This is a genomic window from Pseudomonas sp. EpS/L25 (assembly GCF_001512295.1).
GTDB lineage: Bacteria > Pseudomonadota > Gammaproteobacteria > Pseudomonadales > Pseudomonadaceae > Chryseomonas.
Map to the genome: position 1 here is coordinate 357,369 of NZ_LNUP01000018.1, position 22,465 is coordinate 379,833.

Annotated in this window: 19 protein-coding genes and 1 pseudogene; 8 read left to right on the top strand and 12 right to left on the bottom strand. The window is 67.4% G+C overall.

All coding sequences use genetic code 11. The features are described 5' to 3' along the window. Window positions 1-6: 6 nt before the first annotated feature. Window positions 7-966, top strand: coding sequence for an ABC transporter substrate-binding protein (locus AR540_RS24015; protein ID WP_059232467.1), 960 nt, complete (start codon window positions 7-9; stop codon window positions 964-966). 74 nt (window positions 967-1,040) lie between these two features. Further along, entirely contained in the window at window positions 1,041-1,931 is an 891-nt protein-coding gene (locus AR540_RS24020) for a LysR family transcriptional regulator (RefSeq protein WP_059232468.1), read from the top strand. 6 nt (window positions 1,932-1,937) lie between these two features. Here AR540_RS24020 and AR540_RS24025 read toward each other — a convergent pair. From AR540_RS24025 to acnA, 3 genes and pseudogenes are all read right to left on the bottom strand, one after another. Continuing rightward, window positions 1,938-2,533, bottom strand: a pseudogene (locus tag AR540_RS24025) (Fic/DOC family protein). Continuing rightward, on the bottom strand, window positions 2,530-2,706 hold the full coding sequence (locus AR540_RS25600; protein WP_153014306.1) for a YhfG family protein: 177 nt from the start codon (window positions 2,704-2,706) through the stop codon (window positions 2,530-2,532). Before AR540_RS25600 ends, AR540_RS24025 begins: the two are co-directional and overlap by 4 nt. Before the next feature lie 142 nt (window positions 2,707-2,848). Further along, on the bottom strand, window positions 2,849-5,548 hold the full coding sequence (gene acnA / locus AR540_RS24030; RefSeq protein ID WP_059232469.1) for an aconitate hydratase AcnA: 2,700 nt from the start codon (window positions 5,546-5,548) through the stop codon (window positions 2,849-2,851). A 197-nt stretch (window positions 5,549-5,745) separates the two neighbouring features. On the opposite strand from acnA, the gene rlmM reads away from it, so the two are divergent. Together rlmM and tusA are read left to right on the top strand one after the other, a co-directional pair. Next, entirely contained in the window at window positions 5,746-6,807 is a 1,062-nt protein-coding gene (gene rlmM / locus AR540_RS24035) for a 23S rRNA (cytidine(2498)-2'-O)-methyltransferase RlmM (protein WP_059232470.1), read from the top strand. Between the two features lie 270 nt (window positions 6,808-7,077). Beyond that, a complete protein-coding gene (gene tusA / locus AR540_RS24040; RefSeq protein WP_059232471.1) occupies window positions 7,078-7,317 on the top strand; it encodes a sulfurtransferase TusA in 240 nt (79 codons plus the stop codon). 267 nt (window positions 7,318-7,584) lie between these two features. Here tusA and AR540_RS24045 read toward each other — a convergent pair whose 3' ends face one another. From AR540_RS24045 to AR540_RS24055, 3 genes are all read right to left on the bottom strand, one after another. Beyond that, a complete protein-coding gene (locus AR540_RS24045; RefSeq protein ID WP_059232472.1) occupies window positions 7,585-8,235 on the bottom strand; it encodes an SGNH/GDSL hydrolase family protein in 651 nt (216 codons plus the stop codon). Between the two features lie 88 nt (window positions 8,236-8,323). Beyond that, complete coding sequence (locus AR540_RS24050) at window positions 8,324-10,477, bottom strand: mechanosensitive ion channel family protein (protein ID WP_059232473.1); 2,154 nt, start codon at window positions 10,475-10,477, stop codon at window positions 8,324-8,326. 89 nt (window positions 10,478-10,566) lie between these two features. Beyond that, window positions 10,567-11,928 carry an MATE family efflux transporter gene (locus tag AR540_RS24055; protein ID WP_059232474.1) on the bottom strand — a complete coding sequence of 454 codons (1,362 nt, stop codon included), beginning with the start codon at window positions 11,926-11,928 and terminating at the stop codon, window positions 10,567-10,569. A 128-nt stretch (window positions 11,929-12,056) separates the two neighbouring features. On the opposite strand from AR540_RS24055, the gene pdxB reads away from it, so the two are divergent. Then, complete coding sequence (pdxB, locus tag AR540_RS24060) at window positions 12,057-13,202, top strand: 4-phosphoerythronate dehydrogenase PdxB (protein ID WP_059232475.1); 1,146 nt, start codon at window positions 12,057-12,059, stop codon at window positions 13,200-13,202. Between the two features lie 109 nt (window positions 13,203-13,311). Here the strand turns inward: pdxB and ppnP are convergent, their stop codons facing one another. Both ppnP and AR540_RS24070 read right to left on the bottom strand, forming a co-directional pair. Further along, window positions 13,312-13,593 (bottom strand): pyrimidine/purine nucleoside phosphorylase, encoded by a 282-nt coding sequence (gene ppnP, locus AR540_RS24065; RefSeq protein ID WP_059232476.1) that lies wholly within the window; start codon window positions 13,591-13,593, stop codon window positions 13,312-13,314. A gap of 74 nt (window positions 13,594-13,667) precedes the next feature. Beyond that, on the bottom strand, window positions 13,668-14,225 hold the full coding sequence (locus AR540_RS24070; protein WP_059232477.1) for an exonuclease domain-containing protein: 558 nt from the start codon (window positions 14,223-14,225) through the stop codon (window positions 13,668-13,670). Between the two features lie 184 nt (window positions 14,226-14,409). Here AR540_RS24070 and AR540_RS24075 point away from each other — a divergent pair, with 184 nt between their 5' ends. After that, window positions 14,410-14,664, top strand: coding sequence for a YkgJ family cysteine cluster protein (locus tag AR540_RS24075; RefSeq protein ID WP_059232478.1), 255 nt, complete (start codon window positions 14,410-14,412; stop codon window positions 14,662-14,664). Window positions 14,665-14,715: 51 nt separating this feature from the next. After that, window positions 14,716-15,315 (top strand): START domain-containing protein, encoded by a 600-nt coding sequence (locus AR540_RS24080; protein ID WP_059232479.1) that lies wholly within the window; start codon window positions 14,716-14,718, stop codon window positions 15,313-15,315. A 172-nt stretch (window positions 15,316-15,487) separates the two neighbouring features. On the opposite strand, the gene msrQ is transcribed toward AR540_RS24080, so the two are convergent. After that, window positions 15,488-16,099, bottom strand: a complete 612-nt coding sequence (gene msrQ / locus AR540_RS24085) for a protein-methionine-sulfoxide reductase heme-binding subunit MsrQ (protein WP_059232480.1) — start codon at window positions 16,097-16,099, stop codon at window positions 15,488-15,490. Continuing rightward, window positions 16,099-17,109 (bottom strand): protein-methionine-sulfoxide reductase catalytic subunit MsrP, encoded by a 1,011-nt coding sequence (gene msrP, locus AR540_RS24090; RefSeq protein ID WP_059232481.1) that lies wholly within the window; start codon window positions 17,107-17,109, stop codon window positions 16,099-16,101. Before msrP ends, msrQ begins: the two co-directional genes overlap by 1 nt. Window positions 17,110-17,319: 210 nt before the next feature. On the opposite strand from msrP, the gene AR540_RS24095 reads away from it, so the two are divergent. Next, window positions 17,320-19,017 carry a dihydroxyacetone kinase family protein gene (locus AR540_RS24095; protein WP_059232482.1) on the top strand — a complete coding sequence of 566 codons (1,698 nt, stop codon included), beginning with the start codon at window positions 17,320-17,322 and terminating at the stop codon, window positions 19,015-19,017. A gap of 407 nt (window positions 19,018-19,424) precedes the next feature. On the opposite strand, the gene AR540_RS24100 is transcribed toward AR540_RS24095, so the two are convergent. Together AR540_RS24100 and AR540_RS24105 are read right to left on the bottom strand one after the other, a co-directional pair. Further along, the gene (locus AR540_RS24100) at window positions 19,425-21,029 is read right to left on the bottom strand and encodes a 5-guanidino-2-oxopentanoate decarboxylase (RefSeq protein WP_059232483.1); all 1,605 of its coding nucleotides are present in this window, start codon (window positions 21,027-21,029) and stop codon (window positions 19,425-19,427) included. A 24-nt stretch (window positions 21,030-21,053) separates the two neighbouring features. Continuing rightward, a complete protein-coding gene (locus AR540_RS24105; RefSeq protein ID WP_059232484.1) occupies window positions 21,054-22,433 on the bottom strand; it encodes a sodium:solute symporter in 1,380 nt (459 codons plus the stop codon). Window positions 22,434-22,465 lie beyond the last annotated feature (32 nt).

A 22,465-nucleotide genomic window follows, 5' to 3' on the forward strand; every position in this document is an offset into this window, starting at 1 on the left:
ATTCCCATGCTGCGCAAAATCCTCGCGAGTCTCACCCTCGGCCTGCTGGCCGCCACCCAGGCGTTGGCCACCACCCTGGTGGTGGGCGACCAGAGTTACAACACCCGCACCGTGATGGAGGCGGCCGGGGTCCTACACGGCCTGCCGTACCAATTGGAGTGGAAGCAATTCACCGCCGGCTCGCCGGTGGCCGAGGCGCTCAACGTCGGTAGCCTCGACCTGGGGCTACTGGGCGATGCGCCCCCGTTGTTCCTCGGTGCCCTGGGCGCACCGATCAAGGTAGTCGGCATCAGCCGCCAGAGCCTGGACGGCGTGGCGGTGCTGGTGCGCGGCGATTCCAGCATCCGCAGCCTGGCGGATTTGCCGGGCAAGACGGTGGCGATCTGGAAGGGGTCCTGGAGCCAGCAGCTGGCATTGTCCGCCCTGGACCGCGCGGGCGTGCCGCGCGATCAGGTGAGCTTCCGCTATCTCAATGCCCTGGATGCCTCCCACGCCCTGGAAGGCGGCTCAGTGGACGCCATCGCCACCTGGGAACCCTATGTCACCCAGGCCCAGCGCCACGGCGCTCGGGTGCTCACCACCGCCGAAGGCCTGATCCCTGCGCAAAGCTTCGTGGTCGCCAGCCAGGGTGCGCTGGACGATGCGGCCAAGCACCAGGCCATTGCCGACTTCCTCCAGCGGCTGCACCAGGCGCGCACCTGGGCCAATGCCGATCCCGAGCATACGGCGCGCTACGCCAGCGCCTGGGCCGAGCGCACCCGCGCCGACGCTGCGATCGCCCAGGCCTGGTTCGCCCGAGCGCGCACCGCTATTGGACCGGTCACACCGGCGGCCATCGCCCAGGCGCAGCGTACCGTCGACTTCTTCGCCGCTGAGGGCCTGGTCAAGGGTTATGACGCCAGCCGCCTGTTCTACGACGGCTTTGGCACGAGCCTGGCGCCGCTGACAGAGACGGCACAGCGCTGAGCCCGATACCGACGTGGAGGCGTTGCGTTATGCTTGAGGCGCATGTCCATCAGCCGGAAGTCAGACGCCTCCTCATGAAGACCGACGATATCGAAGCCTTCGTCGCGGTGATCCGCAGTGGCTCCCTCAACGCCGCTGCCCTGTCCCTGGGGCTCACCCAGCCGGCCATCACCCGCCGGCTGCAGAGTCTCGAACAGGATCTCGGGGTCGAGTTGCTCGACCGCCACACCAAGCCACTCAAGCCGACCCGCCTGGGCCAGGAGGTCTATGGTCACTGCCGCGCCATCCTGCGCGAGATGGATGCCCTGCGCGAGCGGGTGGCGGGCGATGCCCCGCCGTCCGGGCTGCTGCGCCTGGGCGTGCCCCAGACCCTAGGCGATGCGCTGTTGCTGGAGGCCGTGAAGGACATCCGCACCCGCTACCCGGAGCTGCGCACCCAGGTGGCGACCGGCTGGGGCAGCGTACTGGTCAGCCGTATCGAGCACGGCGAGCTGGACGGCGCCCTGGTGCTGTTCCCGGCCAACAAGGTGTTTCCCGACGGCGTCGAGGCCCAGGCCCTGGGCGCCATGCCGCTGCAGGTGGTTTGCGCGCGCGACCAGTTGCCACCCAGGGCGCAGCGGCTGGCCGACATCCAGGGCCAGGGCTGGGTGCTCAACCCCGACGGCTGCGGCTTTCGCGCCAGCCTGCAGCGCACCTTGGCCGAACAGGGCCAGGCGCTACGCATCAACCTGGAAACCTATGGCACTGAACTCCAACTCGGCCTGGTGGCCGATGGCCAAGGGCTCGGCCTGGTCCCGGCGCCGCTACTGGCGCGCAGTGTCCACCGCGAACGTCTGGCGGCCCTCCCGCTGAAGGACTTCAAGCCGGAAATCCAGCTATGGCTGATCCACCCACGCTTTCTCGGGCCGTTGCAGGAGGTGGTCGAAGGGTTCGGGCGGGATGCGCAGTGCTTGCTGGAGGGCTGAGGCCACTCACTCGATAGCGGAGCCTATGCAACGAGCGAATATTCGCTCCAGTGCACGGTAGTCGCAGTGGACGGCGGCGACGTTGGCAGCTATCCATTCATCGCGCGCTACCGGTGACCAATCGATCTGGTAGCCCGCGTTGATGATGAGATGCTCGAACAGCAGGCGCTGGGCACGGCCGTTGCCATCGCGGAAAGGGTGCACCATGTTCAGATCGCCGTAGAGTTCGGCACTCAACCCGATCAGGACGTCACGGGATTGCCCCTCGAACCAGTTTTCCGCCTGCATTTTCGCAAACAGCTTGTTGGCCTCCGGTATCAGCCGGTGCGCTGTACAAAGCGGGTGCTGTCCTTGGCAATATCGAGGGTGCGCAGTTCGCCAGCCCAGGGGTAGATGTCTTGGAACAGCAGCCGATGCAGTTGGCACAGACAGTCAAGGTCGTAGGTCGGTAATTCGAACATCAACTTGCTGGCCGCGAGTCGAGAGAGATCGCGTTCGGCTGCCGCCAGTAACTTGTCATCCCGGATGTCGAGCAGGTTGCGTAAGGTCGTGGTGCCGGGATAGCAGTACGGATCCTGACCGACTCCGTACTTATCGATCATTGCGCCTGGCTCAGACGTCGGTAATGCGCGAGAAGGGCTTGCTTATCTTTCCCGACGGTTTCCAGAGCGTCGGATTTCAGGTCAAAGCCTTCCAGTTTCAAGCTGGCTACATAGTTGGCCTGACGTATACGTATGTAGTAGCGCCGTTTCGTATCCAGATTGGGCTGGGGCATGAGTATACCTCTCACAGGGCGCTTTCAAGTTTAGCTGAAGCCGCCCGTCCTAGTGGAACCTGGCTGTTCGAGTCCAGGTGGCATGAACGGATATCCTGGAAATGGGAGGTTGCCCCGGTCGCAGTGACCGGGGCAGGGTTCATCAAGCCGCCGGCTTGGCCAGGAACTCCCGCAGTACGTAGTGCAGGATGCCGCCGGCCTTGAAGTAGCTCACCTCGTTGACCGTGTCGATGCGGCAGAGCACCTCGACGCTCTCCAGGCTGCCGTCCTCGCGGGTGATCTCCAGGGTCAGGGGCATGCGCGGACGCAACTCGACGCCATCGATCCCCAGCACGGCTATCTTCTCCTTACCGGTCAGTCCCAGGGACTTGCGGTCCACGCCGTCCTTGAACTGCAGCGGCAGCACGCCCATGCCCACCAGGTTGGATCGGTGAATTCGCTCGAAGCTTTCGGCGACCACGGCCTTGACGCCCAGCAGGTTGGTGCCCTTGGCCGCCCAGTCGCGGGAGGAGCCAGTGCCATATTCCTTGCCGGCGATGATCACCAGTGGGGTGTTCTCCAGCTCGTACTTCATGGCCGCGTCATAGATCGACAGTTTTTCGCCACTGGGCACGTGAAGGGTATTGCCGCCTTCCTCGCCACCGAGCATCTCGTTCTTGATACGGATGTTGGCGAAGGTGCCTCTCATCATGACTTCATGGTTACCGCGGCGGGAGCCATAGGAGTTGAAGTCGGCGTAGTCCACGCCATGCTCGGCCAGGTAGCGGCCGGCGGGGCTGTCCTTCTTGATGTTGCCGGCGGGGGAGATGTGGTCGGTGGTGACCGAATCGCCCAGCAGCGCCAGGATGCGCGCGTCGTGGATGTCGGCGATACGCGGCGGGTCGCCGGCGATGCCCTCGAAGAAAGGCGGATTCTGGATGTAGGTGGAATCGGCATCCCAGACATAGGTCTCGGCGTCCGGTACCTGGATGGCCTGCCACTTCTCGTCGCCGTCGAACACGGCGCCATACTGCTTGTGGAACATGGCGGTGTCGAGCTTCTGCACTGCCTCGGCCACTTCCTGCTGGCTGGGCCAGACGTCCTTCAGAAAGACCGGCTGACCATCGTTGCCGGTACCCAGCGGCTCCTCGGTGAGATCGACCTTGACGCTGCCGGCCAGGGCATAGGCCACCACCAGCGGCGGGGAAGCCAGCCAGTTGGTCTTGACCAAGGGATGCACCCGACCTTCGAAGTTGCGGTTACCGGAAAGCACCGAGGCTACGGTGAGATCGGCGTCCTGAATGGCCTTCTCGATGGGGTCGAGCAACGGGCCGGAGTTGCCGATGCAGGTGGTGCAGCCGTAGCCCACCAGATCGAAGCCGAGGTCGTTGAGATAGGGGGTGAGGCCGGCGGCATTGTAGTAGTCGGTCACTACCTTGGAGCCGGGGGCGAGGGACGACTTGACCCAGGGCTTGCGCTTCAGGCCCTTCTCGGCGGCCTTCTTCGCCAGGAGGCCGGCGGCCATCATGACGCTGGGATTGGAGGTGTTGGTGCAGGAAGTGATGGCGGCGATGACCACGGCACCGTCTTCCAACTGGAAGGTCTCGCCTTCGAGCTGAACCTCGACGCCACTGCCGACCTTGGCTGCCTCGGCCTTCTTCGGCGCCAGGGCGGCGAAGTCACCGAAGGTCTTGGCCACGTCGCCGAGCAGCACGCGATCCTGGGGCCGCTTGGGGCCGGCCAGGCTGGACTGGACTTCGCCCATGTCCAGTTCCAGGACATCGGTGAAGACCGGCTCGTCCCCAGGGTTGCGCCATAGGCCCTGGGCCTGGGTGTAGGCTTCCACCAACTGCACGGTTTCCTCGGGGCGACCGGACAGGCGCAGGTAATCCAGGGTGATCTGGTCCACCGGGAAGAAGCCGCAGGTGGCGCCGTATTCGGGAGCCATGTTGCCGATGGTGGCGCGGTCGGCCAGGGGCAGGGTGGCCAGGCCATCGCCGAAGAATTCGACGAACTTGCCCACCACGCCCTTCTTGCGCAGCATCTGGGTGACGGTCAGCACCAGGTCGGTGGCGGTGATGCCCTCGCGCAGCTTGCCGGTGAGCTTGAAGCCCACCACCTCGGGGATCAGCATGGACACCGGTTGGCCGAGCATGGCCGCCTCGGCCTCGATGCCGCCCACGCCCCAGCCCAGTACGCCCAGGCCGTTGATCATGGTGGTGTGGGAGTCGGTGCCCACCAGGGTGTCGGGGAAAGCATAGGTTTTGCCGTCTTCTTCCTTGGTCCAGACGCTGCGCCCCAGGTACTCCAGGTTGACCTGGTGGCAGATGCCGGTGCCCGGTGGGACCACGCGGAAGTTGTCGAAGGCGTTCTGGCCCCAGCGCAGGAAGGCGTAGCGCTCGCCGTTGCGCTCCATCTCGATCTCGACGTTCTCGTGGTAGGCGTTCTCGCTGGCATAGCTATCCACCATCACCGAGTGGTCGATCACCAGGTCGACGGGGGAAAGCGGATTGATCCGCTGCGGATCGCCTCCGGCCTTGGCCACGGCTTCGCGCATGGCGGCCAGGTCGACCACCGCCGGTACGCCGGTGAAGTCCTGCATCAGCACCCGCGCCGGGCGGTACTGGATCTCGCGGTCGGCGGAGCGGGTCTTGGTCCAGTCGGCCAGGGCCTGGAGGTCTTCGCCGGTGACGGTCTCGTTGTCCTCCCAGCGCAGCAGGTTTTCCAGCAGCACCTTGAGCGACTTGGGCAACTGGTCGAGATTGCCCAGGGTCTTGGCCGCGTCCGGCAGGCTGTAGTAGTGGTAGGTGCGCTCGCCGACCTGCAGGGTCTTGAGGCTGTTGAGGCTATCCAGGGCTGGCATCAGGGGTCTCCTTATCGACGCTTCGACGGTTGCCCGCTGGCCGTTCGAGCCTCGAAAGGTGAAAGAGACCCGAACCAGCGCTGGGCGGACTGATTTTTCTAGGTGTAGTACTGGACCGATAGGCGCCGTCTACGTTCCCTGTCTGGCGCGCTGGGGTATAGTGCGCGCCCTGCGTGACCCCTTGAGGAAGCCCCGTCGTGAATACCCTGTTGCTGCTGTGCCGTACCGGTTTCGAAAGCGAAGTCTGCGCCGAACTCGGCGAACGGGCGGCGCTGCTCGGCGTGGCCGGTTACGCCAAGGGCAAGCCGGGGACAGCCTATGCTGAATTCGTCTGCGGCGACGCGGCGGGTGCGGCCCGGCTGATGCAGAACATCCACTTCGCCGAGCTGATCTTTCCGCGCCAGTGGTCGCGCGGCGCCTTTCTCGGCCTGCCCGAGCAGGATCGCATCGGTCCGCTGCTGGAGCTGTTGGCTGACTATCCCGTCTGCGGCAGCCTGGCCCTGGAGATGCCCGACACCAACGACGGCAAGGCGCTGTCCACCTTTTGCAAGAAGTTCGAGCGCCCCCTGACCCTGGCGCTGCGCAAGGCCGGCCGCCTGGTGGACGATGCCCGGGCGCCGCGGCTGCAGCTGACTTTTCTCAGCGGGCGCGAGGTCTTCGTCGGCCTGGTCGAGCCGGACAACGCCGCGCTCTGGCCCATGGGCATTCCGCGGCTGAGATTTCCCCGCGAGGCCCCCAGTCGCTCGACCCTCAAGCTGGAAGAGGCCTGGCACCACTTCATTCCGCGTCCCGAATGGGAAACCCGGCTGTCCTCCGAGATGCGCGCGGTCGATCTGGGCGCTGCCCCAGGTGGCTGGACCTGGCAACTGGTGGCCCGCGAGATGCTGGTCACGGCGGTGGACAACGGCCCCATGAACGAGGCGCTGATGGATACCGGCCTCGTCGAGCACCTGCAGGTCGACGGCTACGCCTTCGTCCCCAAGCGACCGGTGGATTGGATGGTCTGCGACATCGTCGAGAAGCCCGCCCGTACCGCGGCGCTGATCGAGCGCTGGATCGGTGAGGGCCATTGCCGCGAGGCGGTGGTTAACCTCAAGCTGCCGATGAAACAGCGCTATCGCGAAGTGGCCGGCATCCTCGAACGCCTGCACGACCACTTCGCAGGCCGCGGCCTGCGCGTCACCATCGGCTGCAAGCAGCTCTACCACGACCGCGAGGAAGTGACCTGTCACCTGCGGCGGCTGGATAAGAAACCCTGAGAACCTATCCAACGTTTGCTGCGCGTCGGCCAGGCTGCGTTGAAAACTGCCTGGATCGCCAGCCCCACCTGGGCGGCCCCGTCGCAATGCTCATTCACAGCTCGTAAACTGCGCTTCCTCGGCGTTTGATTCGCTGGCGCTCACCCTTCGGGCCAGCCGTTGGCTGTTACTCCCGCTGGTCGTTGCGCCTTCCCTGTCTCTAGCTCGCGAAACTTTGCACAGATTCTCGCGCCTACTCGATGTCTATTTTAAGCGTTTTCTGGAGTACCGATGACCCTCGAAGCCGATGCCACCCTCGACGCCAGCGGGCTGAATTGTCCGGAGCCGGTGATGATGCTGCACAACAAGGTGCGCGACATCGCTCCCGGCGCCTTGCTCAAGATCATTGCCACCGACCCCTCCACCCAGCGCGACATCCCCAAGTTCTGCGTCTTCCTCGGCCATGAACTGGTGGAAAGGAGCGAAGGGGAAGGGCGTTATCTATATTGGATTCGCAAGAAGGTGGAGTGAGGGTGCTCCGCCTGGGCCGAGATGGTGCCATCGTCGAAGCCCGACGGTGCGATGCGGAGTTCGGCCTGTTGGGCTTCGCTTGCGCTCAGCCCAACCTACGATGCACCGCCGCGCGGGCCCGGCTCTCGTAGGTTGGGTTGAGACGGCTCTATCGTCGAAGCCCAACGGACCGATGCCAAGCGAGTCGTAGCGTGGAAAACCGCGTAGCGTTTTCCACTGTGTGGTCTCGCGTCCGCGGACAAGGCTGCGCCGTTGTCCACGCTACGCTCAGGCGCTTGCGGCCGCTCTGACCACCCCCACCAGGTGCTCCCCCAGCCGCAGATGCTGGTCCGCCGCGAAATGTACGCCGTCCACCGGACTCACCCGGATGATCTCGCCCGCATCGACGAAGGCCGCGCCCTGGGCTGCGGCCACCTGGCGATAACGTGCGGCCAACTCGCGGGACTTGGCTGCGCCGCCGACGAAGATCTCGCCGAGAAAGCCCACTTCCTCGATGGGCGCCGGGGCCATCACGATCAGCTTGGGCTGGCCACCATCCGGGCCGGCGTTGCAGCGCCCGATCTCCTCCAGCAGCACCTGCAAGGCACTAGCGATGTCCGCCGGCGTCATCGAAAGACGGGCCTTCAGATCGTTGGTGCCCAGCATCAGGATGAGCACATCCACCGGTAGCTGGCTTTCCAGGCAAGGCCGCAGGTAGCTAAGGCCGTTCTTGTGGTGGCCATCGATGGGATCGTCGTGGACCGTGGTGCGGGCGGGCAGCCCTTCCTCGATCAACCGCCAGTCGTGACCCAGGCCACGGGCCAGCACGCCGGTCCAGCGCTCGTCCCAGCCGAAGCGTTCGAGTACGCCGGGCTGGGTCATGGGGCGGGTACCGTGGGTATTGGAGTCGCCGTAGCAGAGCAGGGTGCGCAGGGGCATGGGAAATCCTCGTTGGTGCAGGTCATTCCCACCCTAGAGGCTATTCCCGCCGGTCGCGAGGGCCGGTGGTCGTGCCAGCGAAGCCGAGTCAGCCCTCGCTCGGCGCTTCGCCGCCCCGCGTAGCAGGGTCCGGCGGCGGCCCACCCGTCTCGTAGCGCACGTTCATGCGTGGCGAGGCCAGCTCGATGCCGGCGTCGTCCAGGTAGCGCTTGAGCCTGAGGTTGAAGGCCCGCGAGACCTCCCACTGCTTGATCGGCGCGGTCTTGAAGCGGAATCTCAGGATGGCCATGCCGGAATCGAAGCTCTCCACCCCCTGCAGCTCCAGCGGCGACCAGATGTCCCGGCCGATGAGCGGGTCCTGGCGCAGCGAGCGGCCGACCTCCTGGACCATCTCGATGGCCTTGTCCACCGAGAGCGCCTGGGGAATGGGCAGGCGGAAGATGGCGTAGCCGAACTGCCGCGAGTAGTTCTGGATGCTCTTGATCTCGCTGAAGGGGATGGTGTGGACGATGCCGTCGATGTCCCTCAGGCGTACGGTACGGATGGTCAGGCCCTCGACGGTGCCCAGGTGGTTGCCCACGTCGACGTAGTCGCCGATGGCCAGGGAGTCCTCGATGATGATGAACAGCCCGGTGATGAGGTCGGCCACCAGGCTCTGGGCACCGAAGCCTACCGCCAGGCCGATGACGCCGGCACCGGCCAGCAGCGGGGTGACGTTCACGCCCATGTTGGCCAGGGCGACGATCAGGGCGATGACGAAGATGGTCAGGAACAGCACGTTGCGGATCAGCGGCAACATGGTCTGGGCACGCGCGTTGTTGGGGCTGACGCGGTGCAGGTTGAGGCCGCGGTGGATGGCGGTGTCGGCCAGGATCCACACCAGCCAGGCCAGCAGCAGGGTGCCGCCGAGGCCGAAGAACTTGCTGGCGACCACATGGCCGTCGCCCTGGCTGAATCTCAGCAGGGAGACGTCCCAGGCGCGCAGTGCCAGTTCGATGCTCGTCAGCCAGATGACGATGCCCAGCACCAGCACGAAGAAGGCCCGCAGCCGCTCGGCATAGGCCTCCTGGATGCGGCCGTGGTGGCGTCGACGCAGCAGTCGCGCTCGCACCAGGGCATTCAGGCCCAGGGCGGCGCCCAGCAGTACCGCGCTGAGCAGGGCACGGCGCAGGGCGTCGCTGGTATCGCCCGCAGAGACGAAGGTAGCCACCACCGAGACCGCCACCAGGATCAGCAGCGGCAGGTGCCAGAGCCGGGCGATCAGGTGGCGCACGCCCTGTAGGCCATGCAGCGCCTGGCGCTTGGCCAGGGGCTGGTTGCGGATCAGGTGGGCAACCGGGCGCCGGAATCTCAGCACGAACTGGGCACTGAGCAGTGCGGCGCAGACGTTGGCGCCGATGGCGATGACGGCGGCCAGGTGCGGCCCGAGGGTCTCGGCCAGGTGCGGATCGCTGGCCGCACCACCCAGGGCGGCCAGGCTGCCGATGATCCACAGTGGGCGGAAGGCGCGCCGGCGCAGGATCAGCAACGCGCGGTTACGGTGGGCACCGCTGGGCAGGGAGCAGATGATCACCACGGTGGCGGCGAACAACGGACCGGTCACCGCAGCGTAGGCCAGGGTCACGGCCACCGTCTTGCCGAGGGAATCCGGCAGCCAGAGCGACACCACCAGGGTGAGGACGAAGGCCACCAGCCAAGGGGCCAGCTTGCGCAGGGCGAAGCGCACCAGATCCAGGGGACGGGGCCTGAGCGGCAGTTCCTCGGACAGCCCGAATCTCACTCGCAGGCGATGGCTGAGGGTCTTGAGACCGAGGGCGCAGCCGGCCCAGAAGGCCAGGGTGACGACGAAGCCGGAGAGCAGATCCAGGCGTTGTTCGGGCGCGGGTGCCAGCGCGGCCAGCTCGGCACCGGCCTGCTCCAGCTGGAATTGCCAGCGCTCGCGCAGGTTGTCGCGCTGCAATTGGTTTTCGACCACCGTGAGGGTGTCGGTGATCAGGCCGATCACGCCTTGCGAGGCGCTGGGCTCGGCCTTGGCCTGGGCGGCCTGGAGTTTCTTCAGGTCGGCGAGCAGGCGATTGCGCTGCTGGTCGCTTTCCAGGGTCTTGATGACCTGGTCCAGGGACTGGCCGAACTGCGGATCGACCTGATCCTTCTGGGTGGTCGGCAGGCCCGGTATGGCCGCCTGTGCCGGACCGATGAGGATGAAGCAAAGACAGAACAGCTGTAGCAGGCGAAAGATCATCGCAGCCGCACTCTCGCGAAAGGAGGAAACGCTCGTCTTGGACGGCGCGGGGCCGTCCGACGAGGCGGGCAGTGTAACAAGGCCGCGTACTAGGCGCGGTGGATGCGTCGACGGGCACTACGCGCCAGGCGCACCGCGAGCAGGATGGCGGCGCAGGTCAGGCCCAGCACCAGACCCTGCCACAGCCCGGCCGGCCCGCGCGGCGCACCGAACCAGTCGCTCAGCCCCAGCGCCCAGCCTACCGGCAGTCCCACGCCCCAATAGGCCAGCAGGGTGATGAGCATGGTGGCGCGGGTGTCCTGGTAGCCGCGCAGGGCGCCGGCGGCGGTGACCTGGATGGCGTCGGAGAACTGGAAGATGCCGGCGAACACCAGCAGCGAGGCCGCCAGCTGGATCACCGCCAGGTCCTGGGAATAGAGGCCGGCGATGAAGGTGCGCGCAGTGAGCATCAGAGTGCAGGAGACGCAGGCGCAGAGCAGCCCGGCGGCCATGCCGACGCCAGCAGCGAAGCGTGCCTCCCGCGGTTCGCCGCGGCCCAGGGCCTGGCCGACCCGTACCGTCACCGCCATCCCCAGCGCCAGGGGCACCATGAACACCAGCCCGGAAAAATTGAGCGCCACCTGGTGCCCGGCGACCACGGTCGGACCCAGCTCGCCGATCAGCAGGGCGACCACGGAAAAGATGCTGGATTCGGCGAACACCGCGATGCCGATGGGCACGCCGATGGCGAGCAGGGCGCGCAGCGTCGGTCCGTGCGGGCGCTCGAAGCGGGCGAAGAGGGCGCAGGGGCGATAGCGCTCGGTGCGCACGATCGCCAGCATGGCCAGCAGCATCGCCCACATCACCGTGCCGGAGGCGAAGCCACAGCCGGCGCCGCCCAGGGCCGGCATGCCCAGGTGGCCATGAATGAAGATCCAGTTCAGCGGTACGTTGAGCGCGAGGCCCGCGAGGCCCACCAGCATCGCCGGTCGGGTGCGTCCCAGACCATCGCTGAAGCAACGCAGCACGTAGTAGAAGGCCGTCGCGGGCAGGCCCATGGCGATGCCCTTGAGATAGAGCAGGGTCGGGCCGATCAACTGGGGATCGACATGCATGGCCACCAGCAGGGGGCGGGCGTTGAGCAGCAGCAGGCTGGCGACGAGGCCGCAGCCCAGGGCGAGCCACAGCGCCTGGCGGACCAGCGGGCCGATCTCGCCGGTGCGGCCGCCACCGTGGCGTTCGGCAACCTTGGGCGTAGTGGCGAGCAGGATACCGGTCATCAGCAGGAACACGGGAATCCACACCGAGTTGCCCAGGGCGACGGCGGCGAGGTCCAGCGGTCCGACGCGACCGGCCATGACGGCGTCGACGAAGCCCATGGCCGAGTGGGAGAGCTGGGCGATGACGATGGGCGCCGCCAGGGACAGCAGGGCGCCGAATTCACGTCTGATGCGGGGCAAGGAGGCAGTCACTTGATCGTTCGGTCAGCTTCGGGGCCGCTAGTCTAGTCCTCATGGCTATCCTGGCAACCTTCGCGGCGATCGTTGCCTGCCGTGATTGGCCTGCTAAAGTGCCGGTCCTCCGACCCGAGTGCCCAGGCATGCACATCCTCGCCGACGAAAACATTCCACTGCTGGACGCCTTCTTCGCTCCCCATGCAACACTGGAGCGCCTGCCGGGCAGGGCCTTCGATCACGCCGCCGTGAGCCGCGCCGATGCCCTGCTGGTCCGCTCCATCACGCCGGTGGACGAGGCTCTGCTGAAGGATTCGCCGGTACGCTTCGTCGGCACCTGCACCATAGGCACCGATCACCTCGACCTCGACTATCTCGACCGTACCGGCATCCGCTGGAGCAACGCCCCCGGTTGCAATGCCCGGGGCGTGGTGGACTGGGTGCTCGGCGCCCTGCTGGCAATGGCCGACTGGGCGGGAACCGAGCTGTCCAGCCGCACCTACGGCATCGTCGGTGCCGGGCAGGTCGGCGGGCGCCTGGCCGCGGTGCTGCGTGGCCTCGGTTGGACGGTGCTGGTCTGCGATCCGCCCCGCCAGGCTGCGGAGGGCGGCGACTTCTACCGCCTGGATGAGCTGATCGAGCGCTGCGACGTGCTCTGCCTGCACACTCCCCTGATCCGGGATGGCGATCACCGCACCCTGCACCTGTTCGATGCCGCGCGCCTGGCCCGCCTGCGTCCAGGTACCTGGCTGCTCAATGCCTGCCGTGGCGAGGTGGTCGACAACGTCGCTCTGCGCGCCCTCCTGGCAGGTGGCGCCGCGGTGGCGGTGGCGCTGGATGTCTGGGAGGGCGAGCCGGGCATCGACCCCGAGCTGGCCACGCTGTGCCGGATCGCGACGCCTCATATCGCCGGGCACAGTCTGGAAGGCAAGTGGCGTGGGACGGCGCAGATCTATCAGGCGTTCTGCGCCTGGGCCGGCGTGACGCCGCGGCTGACCCTGGCTGAATTGCTGCCGCCACAACACCTCGAGCGCTTGGTTTTCGGCGAGGAGGTATCGGAGGCGACCGCCTTCAAGCGCATCTGCCGGGCGGTCTACGATCCGCGCGACGACGATGCGGCGCTACGCGCGACCCTCGGCCTGCCGGCCCTGGCGCGTGCCCAGGCGTTCGACGCCCTGCGCAAGGGCTATCCCATGCGTCGGGAGATTCCGGGGCTGGTGCTCGAAGGGGCGGGCGTGGCTCGCCTGGCGAGTGCCCTGGGGTGCGACTGGCGACATGGCGACGGCTCCTGAAAGGCTGCGTCGCTTAGGACCGAACGGCGGTTGAAGCGTTCAGCCCGGTCGCACACTCGCCGGTCGGCCAAGGCGGCCGAGCGACGTGATCATCGACTAGGCGTCGGGCTCAGTGGTATTCGCAAAGGTAGGCGGTATCTTCTGCTACCTTGAGCTGGAACTTGGCGTTGGCCGGCACGGTGAACTGGCTGCCCGCGGTGAAGGTTTCCCAGCTCTCGCTGCCTGGCAGTTTGACGGTCAGGGCGCCGGCTACCACGTGCATGACCTCCAGCTGGCTGGTGCCGAACTCGTATTCGCCGGGTGCCATCACGCCCAGGGTGGCGGGCTTGGACTTGAGGCTGAAGGCGATGGATTTGACGGTGCCGTCGAAGTATTCGTTGACCTTGAACATCGGATTTCCTTGTGCGAGAGCGGTTAGAACCGTCCGCGAGTATGCCCAAGGCCGTCCCCCGCTGTCACCGGTTCTCAGCCCTGGCGCGTGAAGGCCGCCAGGCTCGCCGGCAGCAGCTTGGCGGTGTTGCGGGCATCGGTCTCGGCCCGGTGCAGCACGCCGGTGAAGGTAAGGCCGGCCGACTCCAGAGCCGCGGTGAGCCCCAGCGGCTTGGTCAGGCCACGTGCCTTGGCGAAGGCCTGTCTGAGGTTGCGGTGCGGGACGCGTGCCAGATGGGTGTGCAGGTCGTGCTCGCGCCAGGCCCGCTCCAGCAGGCGGCGGTCGAAGTCGCCCCAGCTGCACCAGCCGGCCAGGGTGGTCTCGTAGGCGCTCAGCCAGCTTTCGAAGCAGATCCAGGCGTCTTCCAGGCGCCCGGCGGCATCGACGTCCGCCTGGCTGATGTGGGTGAGCTCGCGGCAGAAGGGCGTGAGCAGCGGCAGGCGGCGCGGCTGGACGAAGCTCTGGTAGCGATCCAGCTCCTGGCCCTCGGCGTCCACCATCACCGCGCCGATCTCGATGATTTCCATCAGCTCTATCGGCCAGCCGCCTTCGTCGGTGGTCGCTTCCAAGTCCAGCACCAACCAATGCTTCATCGTCACGTCCTCGGCCGGCCGCCTCGTTCATCGCAGATATGACGGTGGAAACCTCGCGGGGTTGCGTAGCAGCCCGCGCGCGGATGTCACATTCATGACTCGATAGTGACATCTGGTCACGATTCGCTTGTGAGACCCCCGCCTTGCTCTTAAGCTTGGAGCCTCCTTCCTGCGAGTTTCACCCATGGAGTGCCGTCCGGGTTGTGGCGCCTGTTGCATCGCGCCGTCGATCTCCTCACCACTGCCGCGCATGCCCCAGGGCAAGCCGTCCGGCGTGCGCTGTGCCCATCTGGACGCTACCAATCGTTGCGACCTGTTCGGCTCGCCGCTACGCCCTGCCGTCTGCGGTGGCTTCCTGGCCGAGCCGGCCTTCTGCGGTACCAGCAGTGCCGAGGCCATGGCGATCCTCCTGCGCCTCGAGGGTGAAACCGCCGCCTGATTCCGATTGCCGCTAGCGCTCTCCGACAACCACAACAACAAGGGACGTCCCATGCACAAGCCGCTTCGCTCCATCCTCGCCCTGACCCTGCTCGCAGCCGCCGGCCTCGCCCAGGCCGAGGATTGGCAACTCGCCAAGCAGGAAGACGGTATCCAGGTCTACACCCGCGCCGTGCCCGGCTCCAAGTACAAGGCCTACCGCGGCGTGGTCCAGATCAAGGCCGATCCGGCCGCCATCGCCAAGCTGCAGGACGACCCGGTGGGGTCGTGCAAGTGGATCTTCCGTTGCCAGTCGCTGCAGGTGCTCAAGCGTCAGGACAACCAGGCCTGGACCTACATGCGCATCGACATGCCCTGGCCGGTGACCGCCCGCGACGTGGTGCTGCACGTGACCGAGCAGAAAACCCCAGACGGCGGCTTCACCCGTATCCTCGAAGGTCAGCCGGACTACCGCCCCTCCGCCGACGGCTATGTGCGCGTAGCGAGCTTCCAGGGCCAGTGGCGCGTAGTGCCGAAGAACGGTGGCTCGGAAGTGACCTACGAAGCCCAGAGCGAACCGGGCGGCAGCGTGCCGTCCTGGCTGGCCAACAGCTTCGTGGTGGATGCGCCGCTCAATACCCTGAAGGGCCTGCGCCAGGCCGCGCAACGCTGATCGAGGGCGGGGCTCCGGTGGCGGAACCCGCTGGAGCCCGATCGTTCGACTAATACCACCCCTGCCATCGGTCGCCTCCGGGTAGGCTATGGCACTCGCCGCTATCATCGATTAATACCACCCCTATAAGTGCAAGGTGGAAAGTTGTCCTTCCTACCTCGGCTACCCGTGATCAACGGGTGGGGATCGTCGCCGATTGGCTGCGGCGTCGACGGCGCCAGCCGTCCACCACTCGGAAGGCCAGTAGCGCAGCGCCGATCGCGGCATAGATCGCCCACTCCTCGAGGTCCGAGCGCACGATCCAGAGGTAGTGCAGCAGGCCTAGGCCCAGTACCAGATAGGCCAGCCGATGCAGCTCCTTCCAGCGTTTGCCCAGGCGGCGCATGGCCGGTCGATTGGAGGTGACGGCCAGCGCCAGCAGGATCAGCAGGGCTGCGGCGCCGACGATGATGTAGGGCCGGCGCTGCAATTCCACGCCCAGTTGCGACAGGTCGAACCCCAGCACGAAGGCCAGGTAGCCGAGGAAATGCAGCAGGGCGTAGGTGAAGGTCCAGAGGCCGAGCTGGCGACGGATCACCGGCCAGAGTTTCCAGCGAGTCAGGCGCGACAGTGGGGTGAGGCTCAGCGTAAGCAGGAGCAGCACCAGGGCGCCGGTGCCCAGCTTGTCCACCAGCGCCTTGCCCGGGTCCGGGCCGAAGGCGAAGATCCAGGCCTGGTACAGCCACCACAGCGGCGGGCAGAGCGCCGCGACGAACACCGCGCCGCGCCAGAGCAGCAACCCCATCAGTAGTTTCTCCGCAGATCCATGCCGGCGTAGAGCGAGGCCACTTCCTCGCCATAGCCGTTGAACATCAGCGTCGGTCGTACGTTGGGGCTGAACAGGCCGCTCGGCAGGCGGCGCTCGCGGGCCTGGCTCCAGCGTGGGTGGTCCACTTCCGGATTGACGTTGGCATAGAAGCCGTACTCGTTGGGTGCCATGCCCTGCCAGGTGGTGCGTGGCTGCTCTTCCACGAGGCTGATGCGGACGATGGACTTGATGCCCTTGAAGCCGTACTTCCAGGGCACGATCAGGCGCAGCGGCGCGCCATTCTGATTGGGCAGCACCCGGCCGTACATGCCCACCGTCATCAGCGTCAGCGGATGCATGGCTTCGTCGAGTCGCAGGCCTTCCACATAGGGCCAGTCCAGCAGGGCGAAGCTGGAGTTCATGCCCGGCATGTGCTGCGGGTCCTTGAGCGTCTCGAATCTGACGTAGCGTGCCTTGCCGGTGGGTTCGACGCGCTTGAGCAGGCTGGCCAGCGGAAAGCCGAGCCAGGGGATGACCATGGACCAGGCCTCCACGCACCTCATGCGGTAGATGCGCTCTTCCAGGGTGTCGGGGGCGAACAGGTCTTCCAGGCCATAGGTACCGGGCTTGCCGACCTCGCCGTCGACCACCACACTCCAGGGCTGGGTGGGCAACTGGGCGGCGTGGGCGGCGGGGTCGCTCTTGTCCGGGCCGAATTCGTAGAAGTTGTTGTAGTGGGTGGCGTCCTTGAAGGGGGTGATGTCCTCGCCCTTGACCGTGGCCGCCTGCCAGCGGGTATCCGGCAACTTGCGCTCGAACCAGTCCGGACCCTTGGCGGCCTCGACGTCGCCATAGGTGGAGGCAGCGGCCAGTGCCCAGCCGGGCAGGGCGGCGCCGGCGAGCAGGGCGCCGCCGGCACCGAGCAACTGGCGACGGGAGAGATAGACGGCTTCGGGGGTGATCTCCGACGCACGACAGGCGGAGCGCGGAACGATCTTGATCGGCATGTGAACCTCGACGGGGGCAGCGCGCACAGCGGCGCGGCGAACGATCAGCGTGAGACATCCCGGTCACGAAAAGCTCCCACGCGCTGACGATAGCCTGCCGTGATGGTCCGGCGGAAGGCCGTCACGCTTTGGGTGACGCCACCCCGCGGTCGCCGGGCAGGTCCGGGGCCCCGTGCCATACTGCAGAACCCTCGCCCTCAGGAGTGCCCGATGAAGAAGCTGATCAACAGCCCCACCGCGGTGGTGCGTGAATTGCTCGAAGGTCTGGTGAGCCTCGATCCCGCTCTGGCCTTGCTGGTCGACGAACAGGTCATCCTGCGGCAACCGCTGGCCGCCGCCGCGGAGCGTCCGGTGGCGGTGATCTCCGGTGGGGGCAGCGGTCACGAACCGGCCCACGCCGGCTACGTTGGCGAGGGAATGCTGACCGCCGCGGTAGCCGGTGACGTCTTCACCTCGCCCAGCGTGGACGCGGTACTGGCGGCCATCCGCGCCGCTGCGGGAGCTGCCGGGGCGCTGCTGGTGGTGAAGAATTATACCGGCGACCGCCTCAACTTCGGCCTCGCCGCCGAACTGGCCCGCAGCGAAGGCATTCCCGTGGAGACGGTGCTGGTGGCCGATGACGCCGCCCTGCGCCATACCGTGGCCCCCGAGAAGCGACGGGGCATCGCTGGCACCGTGCTGATCCACAAGCTCGCGGGGGCCGCGGCCGCTGCAGGCCTGCCGCTGGCCGAGGTGGCCGGTCTCGCCCGGGCGGCAAGTGCCGAACTGCGCAGCATGGGCGTGGCGCTCGGTGCCTGCACCGTGCCGGCGGTAGGGCATCCGGGTTTTGCGCTAGCGGACGACGAAGTGGAATGGGGCCTGGGCATCCATGGCGAGCAGGGCGTCGAACGCGGTCCCTGGCTGGGCGCCGATGCCACCGTGGCACGACTGCTGGATACCCTGATCGAAGATGGCGGCTTTTCCCCGGGAACGCGCTTGGCGCTGCTGGTCAATGGCCTGGGCGCCACGCCGCCACTGGAGCTCGCCCTGGTGGCGCGGGCGGCGTTGATCGACTTGCGACGACGGGGGCTGGTGGTGGAACGGGCCTGGACCGGCACCTTTCTCAGCGCCCTGGACATGCCCGGCTGCTCGCTGTCGCTGCTGCCGGTGGACGACGACCGCTTGGCCTGGCTGGACGCCCCGACCCGGGCGCGGGCCTGGCCCGGCGACGGGCGACTGCCGGCCACGCCCTGCCGGCTGCCCGCGCCTCAGGCGCCGGGCGAGGCGGTGACCGGGGCGCCGGGCCCCCTGGCGGAGCCCTTGCGCAGGGCCGCGGCGGCGGTGATCGCCAGCCTGCTGGCCAACGAAGCCCGCCTGACCGAGCTGGATAGCCGTGCGGGCGATGGCGACCTGGGCACCAGTCTGGCCCGCGGCGCCGAGGCGATCAAGACCCTGCCGGCCACGGTCTGGTACGCCCCGACGACGGCCCTCGCGGCCATGGGCCAGGCCCTACGGCGGGCCATTGGTGGCAGTTCCGGGCCCTTCTATGCCTGCGCCCTGTTGCGGGCTGCCCAGGTGCTGGATGGCGTGGAACGTCCCACCCTGGCCCAGTGGACCGAGGCCTTCGATCAGGGCGTCCAGGCCCTCGCCGAGCTGGGCGGTGCCCAGCCGGGACAGCGCACCATGCTCGATGCACTGAGGCCTGCCGCGGATGCCTTGCACGCGGCCGCGCACGCCGGCTCGCCGGCCGCACAGGCGTTCGCCGCGGCACTCGCTGCCGCCCGGAAGGGCGCCGAGGCTACTGCCGACATGGTCCCGGCCCAGGGGCGTGCCAGCTACCTGGGCAACCGGGTGCTGGGCATTCCCGACGGCGGTGCGGTGGCCGTGGTCTGCTGGTTGGAGGCGCTGGAGCCGGTGATCGTCGCCTAGGCTCTATACGAAAGGTACCTACGCTCTCAGCGGATGACGTTCAACGGCAGGAGCCGTACCGGTGAAAAGGCAGCTGGCCGCTGCAGCGACCTAGCCTGGATGGACCGGCCGGAGCCGAGCCGCGTTCGAGCGCAGCGGGTGCGGTGTCGCCCCGGGAAAAACCCAGTGCAGCGGTGGCACCGGCGCCGTTTGCCGGCAGTTCACCGGCAGGTCTTCCATCCCTTCTGGAGACCGCCGCTGTCCATCCTGCCGCGGTTGCCGGCCTTCGATTCGAGCCTACCAGGTGCCGACCCAGGACCTGCGCATCGACCTGGCGCGGATGCCGATGCGTCCCGCCAGTGGCCTGATCCTGAGCGATGTCCAGCAGGTGCAGCGCACCCATGGTCCGCTCGGCTAGGCCGAATCCGTCAGGCCGGGACGAAGGGTGGCTCTTCGCAAATCTCGATCAGCAGCGGCCGGTCGTCCGGAGCGTCGGTGAGCAGCGCCTGCAGATGATCCAGGTCGCGGGCGCGCTCGGCCAGGCAGCCGAAGGCCCGCGCCAGGGCGAGGAAATCCGGGGTGACCAGATCGACCCCCAGCGGGGTGATGTCCCGGCGCTCCATGTAGCGGCGGATCTCGCCATAGCCTTGGTTGTTCCACAGCAGGATGACGACGCCGATCCGCGCCTCCACGGCGCTCGCCAGTTCGCTCAGGGTGAACAGCAGCCCGCCGTCGCCCACCAGGCACACCACCGGCCTCGTCGGTTCGGCCAACCGGGCGCCCAGGGCAGCCGGCAGGCCATAACCCAGGGTACCGTAGCCGGTGGAGGCGTTGAACCAGCGCCGTGGCCCGTCCAGCTCCACCAGGTGGTTGCCGGCGTAGACGGTCTGGGTCGAGTCGCCGACGTAGCGGGCGTCGGGGAGGGCGCTTCGCACGCGGTCGAACAGCGCGCGGAAGTGCGTCCAGTTGGCTAGTTCTTCCGCCAAGGCCGCCTGGGCCGCAGCGGTGCGTTGGGCGCCCGGACTGGTCGGATCAAGTCCACGGGCCGGCAGGCGCGCGAGCAGACCGCGCAGCGCGGCCTGGGCATCGCCCACCAGCCCCAGCCAGGGCTGGTGGTTGGCCACCAGCATGCGTGGGTCCAGGTCGATGCGGATCAGGTCGCCGGTCAGGCGGAAGCCGCCGTCGAAGACCACGTCGTAATCGGTCTCGCCCAGTTCGGTACCCACCGCCAGGATGACGTCCGCCTGCTGGGCCAGCTCCCGTATCGGCGGCAGCGCCTGGTTGCTGCCCAGCGCCAGGGGGTGGCCGGGTGGCAACAGGCCCTTGGCATTGATGGTGGTGGCGGTGGGGGAGTCCAGGGCGGCGGCCAGGTCGCGTACTTCGGTAGCCGCCCGCTGGCAGCCGCCGCCGATCAGTAACAGGGGACGCTCGGCGCTTCGCAGGCGCCCGGCGGCGCGGTCGAGCAGGGTGGCGGCCGGTTCCGGTCGCGCCAGTGTGGGCTTGGGCAGCACCCTCAGGTGTTCGGCCGGCGCGGTGATGATGTCCAGCGGCATTTCCAGATGGACCGGCCGCGGCCGCTCGCCCTCGAACACCGCGAAGGCCCGGGCCAGCACCGCGGGCAGGCCGTCGACGTCCAGCAGGGTATGGCTGAAGACGGTCACCCCGGCGGTCAGGTTGCGCTGGTTGGGCAGTTCATGGAGATAGCCGGCGCCATGGCCGAGGCGGGCACGCTCGTTGACGCTGGAGATCACCAGCATGGGGACCGAATCGGCGTAGGCCTGGGCCATGGCGGTGAGGATGTTGGTCAGCCCCGGTCCGCTGATGACGAAGCACACTCCGGGCCGGCCACTGGCGCGGGCATAGCCGTCGGCCATGAAACCGGCGCCCTGCTCATGGCGCGGGGTGATGTGGCGGATGCCGCTGCCGGGCAGGCCGCGGTAGAGCTCCACGGTGTGCACCCCGGGGATGCCGAAGACGGTATCCACGCCCCAGGCGGCCAGTTGGTGGACCAGGTATTCGCCACAGGTGGTCATGCGTTCGTTCTCCTTGGGCGTCGATCAGACGGGCCGGACGGCCACGCGGGCTCTGGGGGCGAGCAGGCTCACCAGGACGAAGCTGGCCAGGCTCAGCCCCAGGCTGAAATAGATGGGCGTATTGGCTTCCAGGCCATCCTTGAGCATGAAGACGATGGCCGCACCGGAGCCCAGCAGCATGCTCGCCAGGGCGCCGGTCGTGGTCGCGCGCTTCCAGAGGATGGCACCGAGCAGCGGCACCAGGATGCCACCGACCAGCAGGTTGTAGGCCAGGGTCAAGGCGCCGATCACGTCGTTCACCAGCAGGGCGATGGCCAGCACCGCGAGGCCGGTGAGCCCGGTGAAGAGGCGCGCCATACCCAGCGTCGAGGCCTTGCCGCCGCGCAGTCGGGGCAGCAGGTCCTCGGTCAGGGTGGTGGAGGCGGCCAGCAGACCGGCGCTGGCGGTGGACATCATGGCGGCCAGGGCGGCGGCGATCACCAGGCCGCGGATACCATCCGGCAGCGCGGCGCGGACGATGGCGGCGAAGGCGTTGTTGGCATCGGCGAGATCCGGCAGCAGGATGCGCGCGCACATGCCGATCAGGGCGCCGACCAGGCCATAGAGGACGCAGTAGACGCCGGCCAGGCTGCCGGCCACCCGTGCCACTCGCTCGCTGCGCGCGGTGAAGACGCGCTGCCAGATGTCCTGGCCGATGAGGATGCCGAAGAAGTAGATCAGGAAGTAGGTGAGGATAGTGTCGTAGCCGATGGTGGTCAGGGCGAAGGCGCTGGCCGGCAGCTTGGCCACCAGGGCGTCCCAGCCGCCGACCCGGGTCAGGCAGAGTGGCAGCAGGACGAACATCAGGCCCACCGTCTTGATGATGAACTGGACGATGTCGGTCAGCGTCAGCGACCACATGCCACCGATGCTGGAATAGACCACCACCACGCCGCCGCCCAGCAGGATGGCGCTCCAGAACTGCAACTCGAACAGCACCTGGATCACCGTGCCGATGGCCAGGATCGATACCACGCTGATCATCAGCGCATAGACGAACATGATGGCGGCGCTGGCCTGGCGCGCCAGGGGCGTGTAGCGCCGTTCCAGCACCTGGGTCACGGTGAAGATGCGCAGCTTGAGCAGCGGCTTGGCAAGGAACAGGTTGAGCACCAGGATGCCGCCGCCGAGCATGGCGCACAGCCAGAAGCCCGACAAACCGTGGACATAGCCCAGGCGTACGGTGCCGACGGTGGCCGCACCGCCCAGCACCGTGGCGGCCATGGTACCCAGGTAGCAGGCCGGACCGAGATTGCGGCCGGCGACGAGGAATTCTTCCTGGTTGCGGGCGCGGCGCATGCCGTACCAGCCGAGCAGGAGCATGGCCAGGGCATAGGCCAGGACGACGGAAATATCCAGGATCATCGAAGGGATCTCTTGTCGGTGTGAGGAGCCGG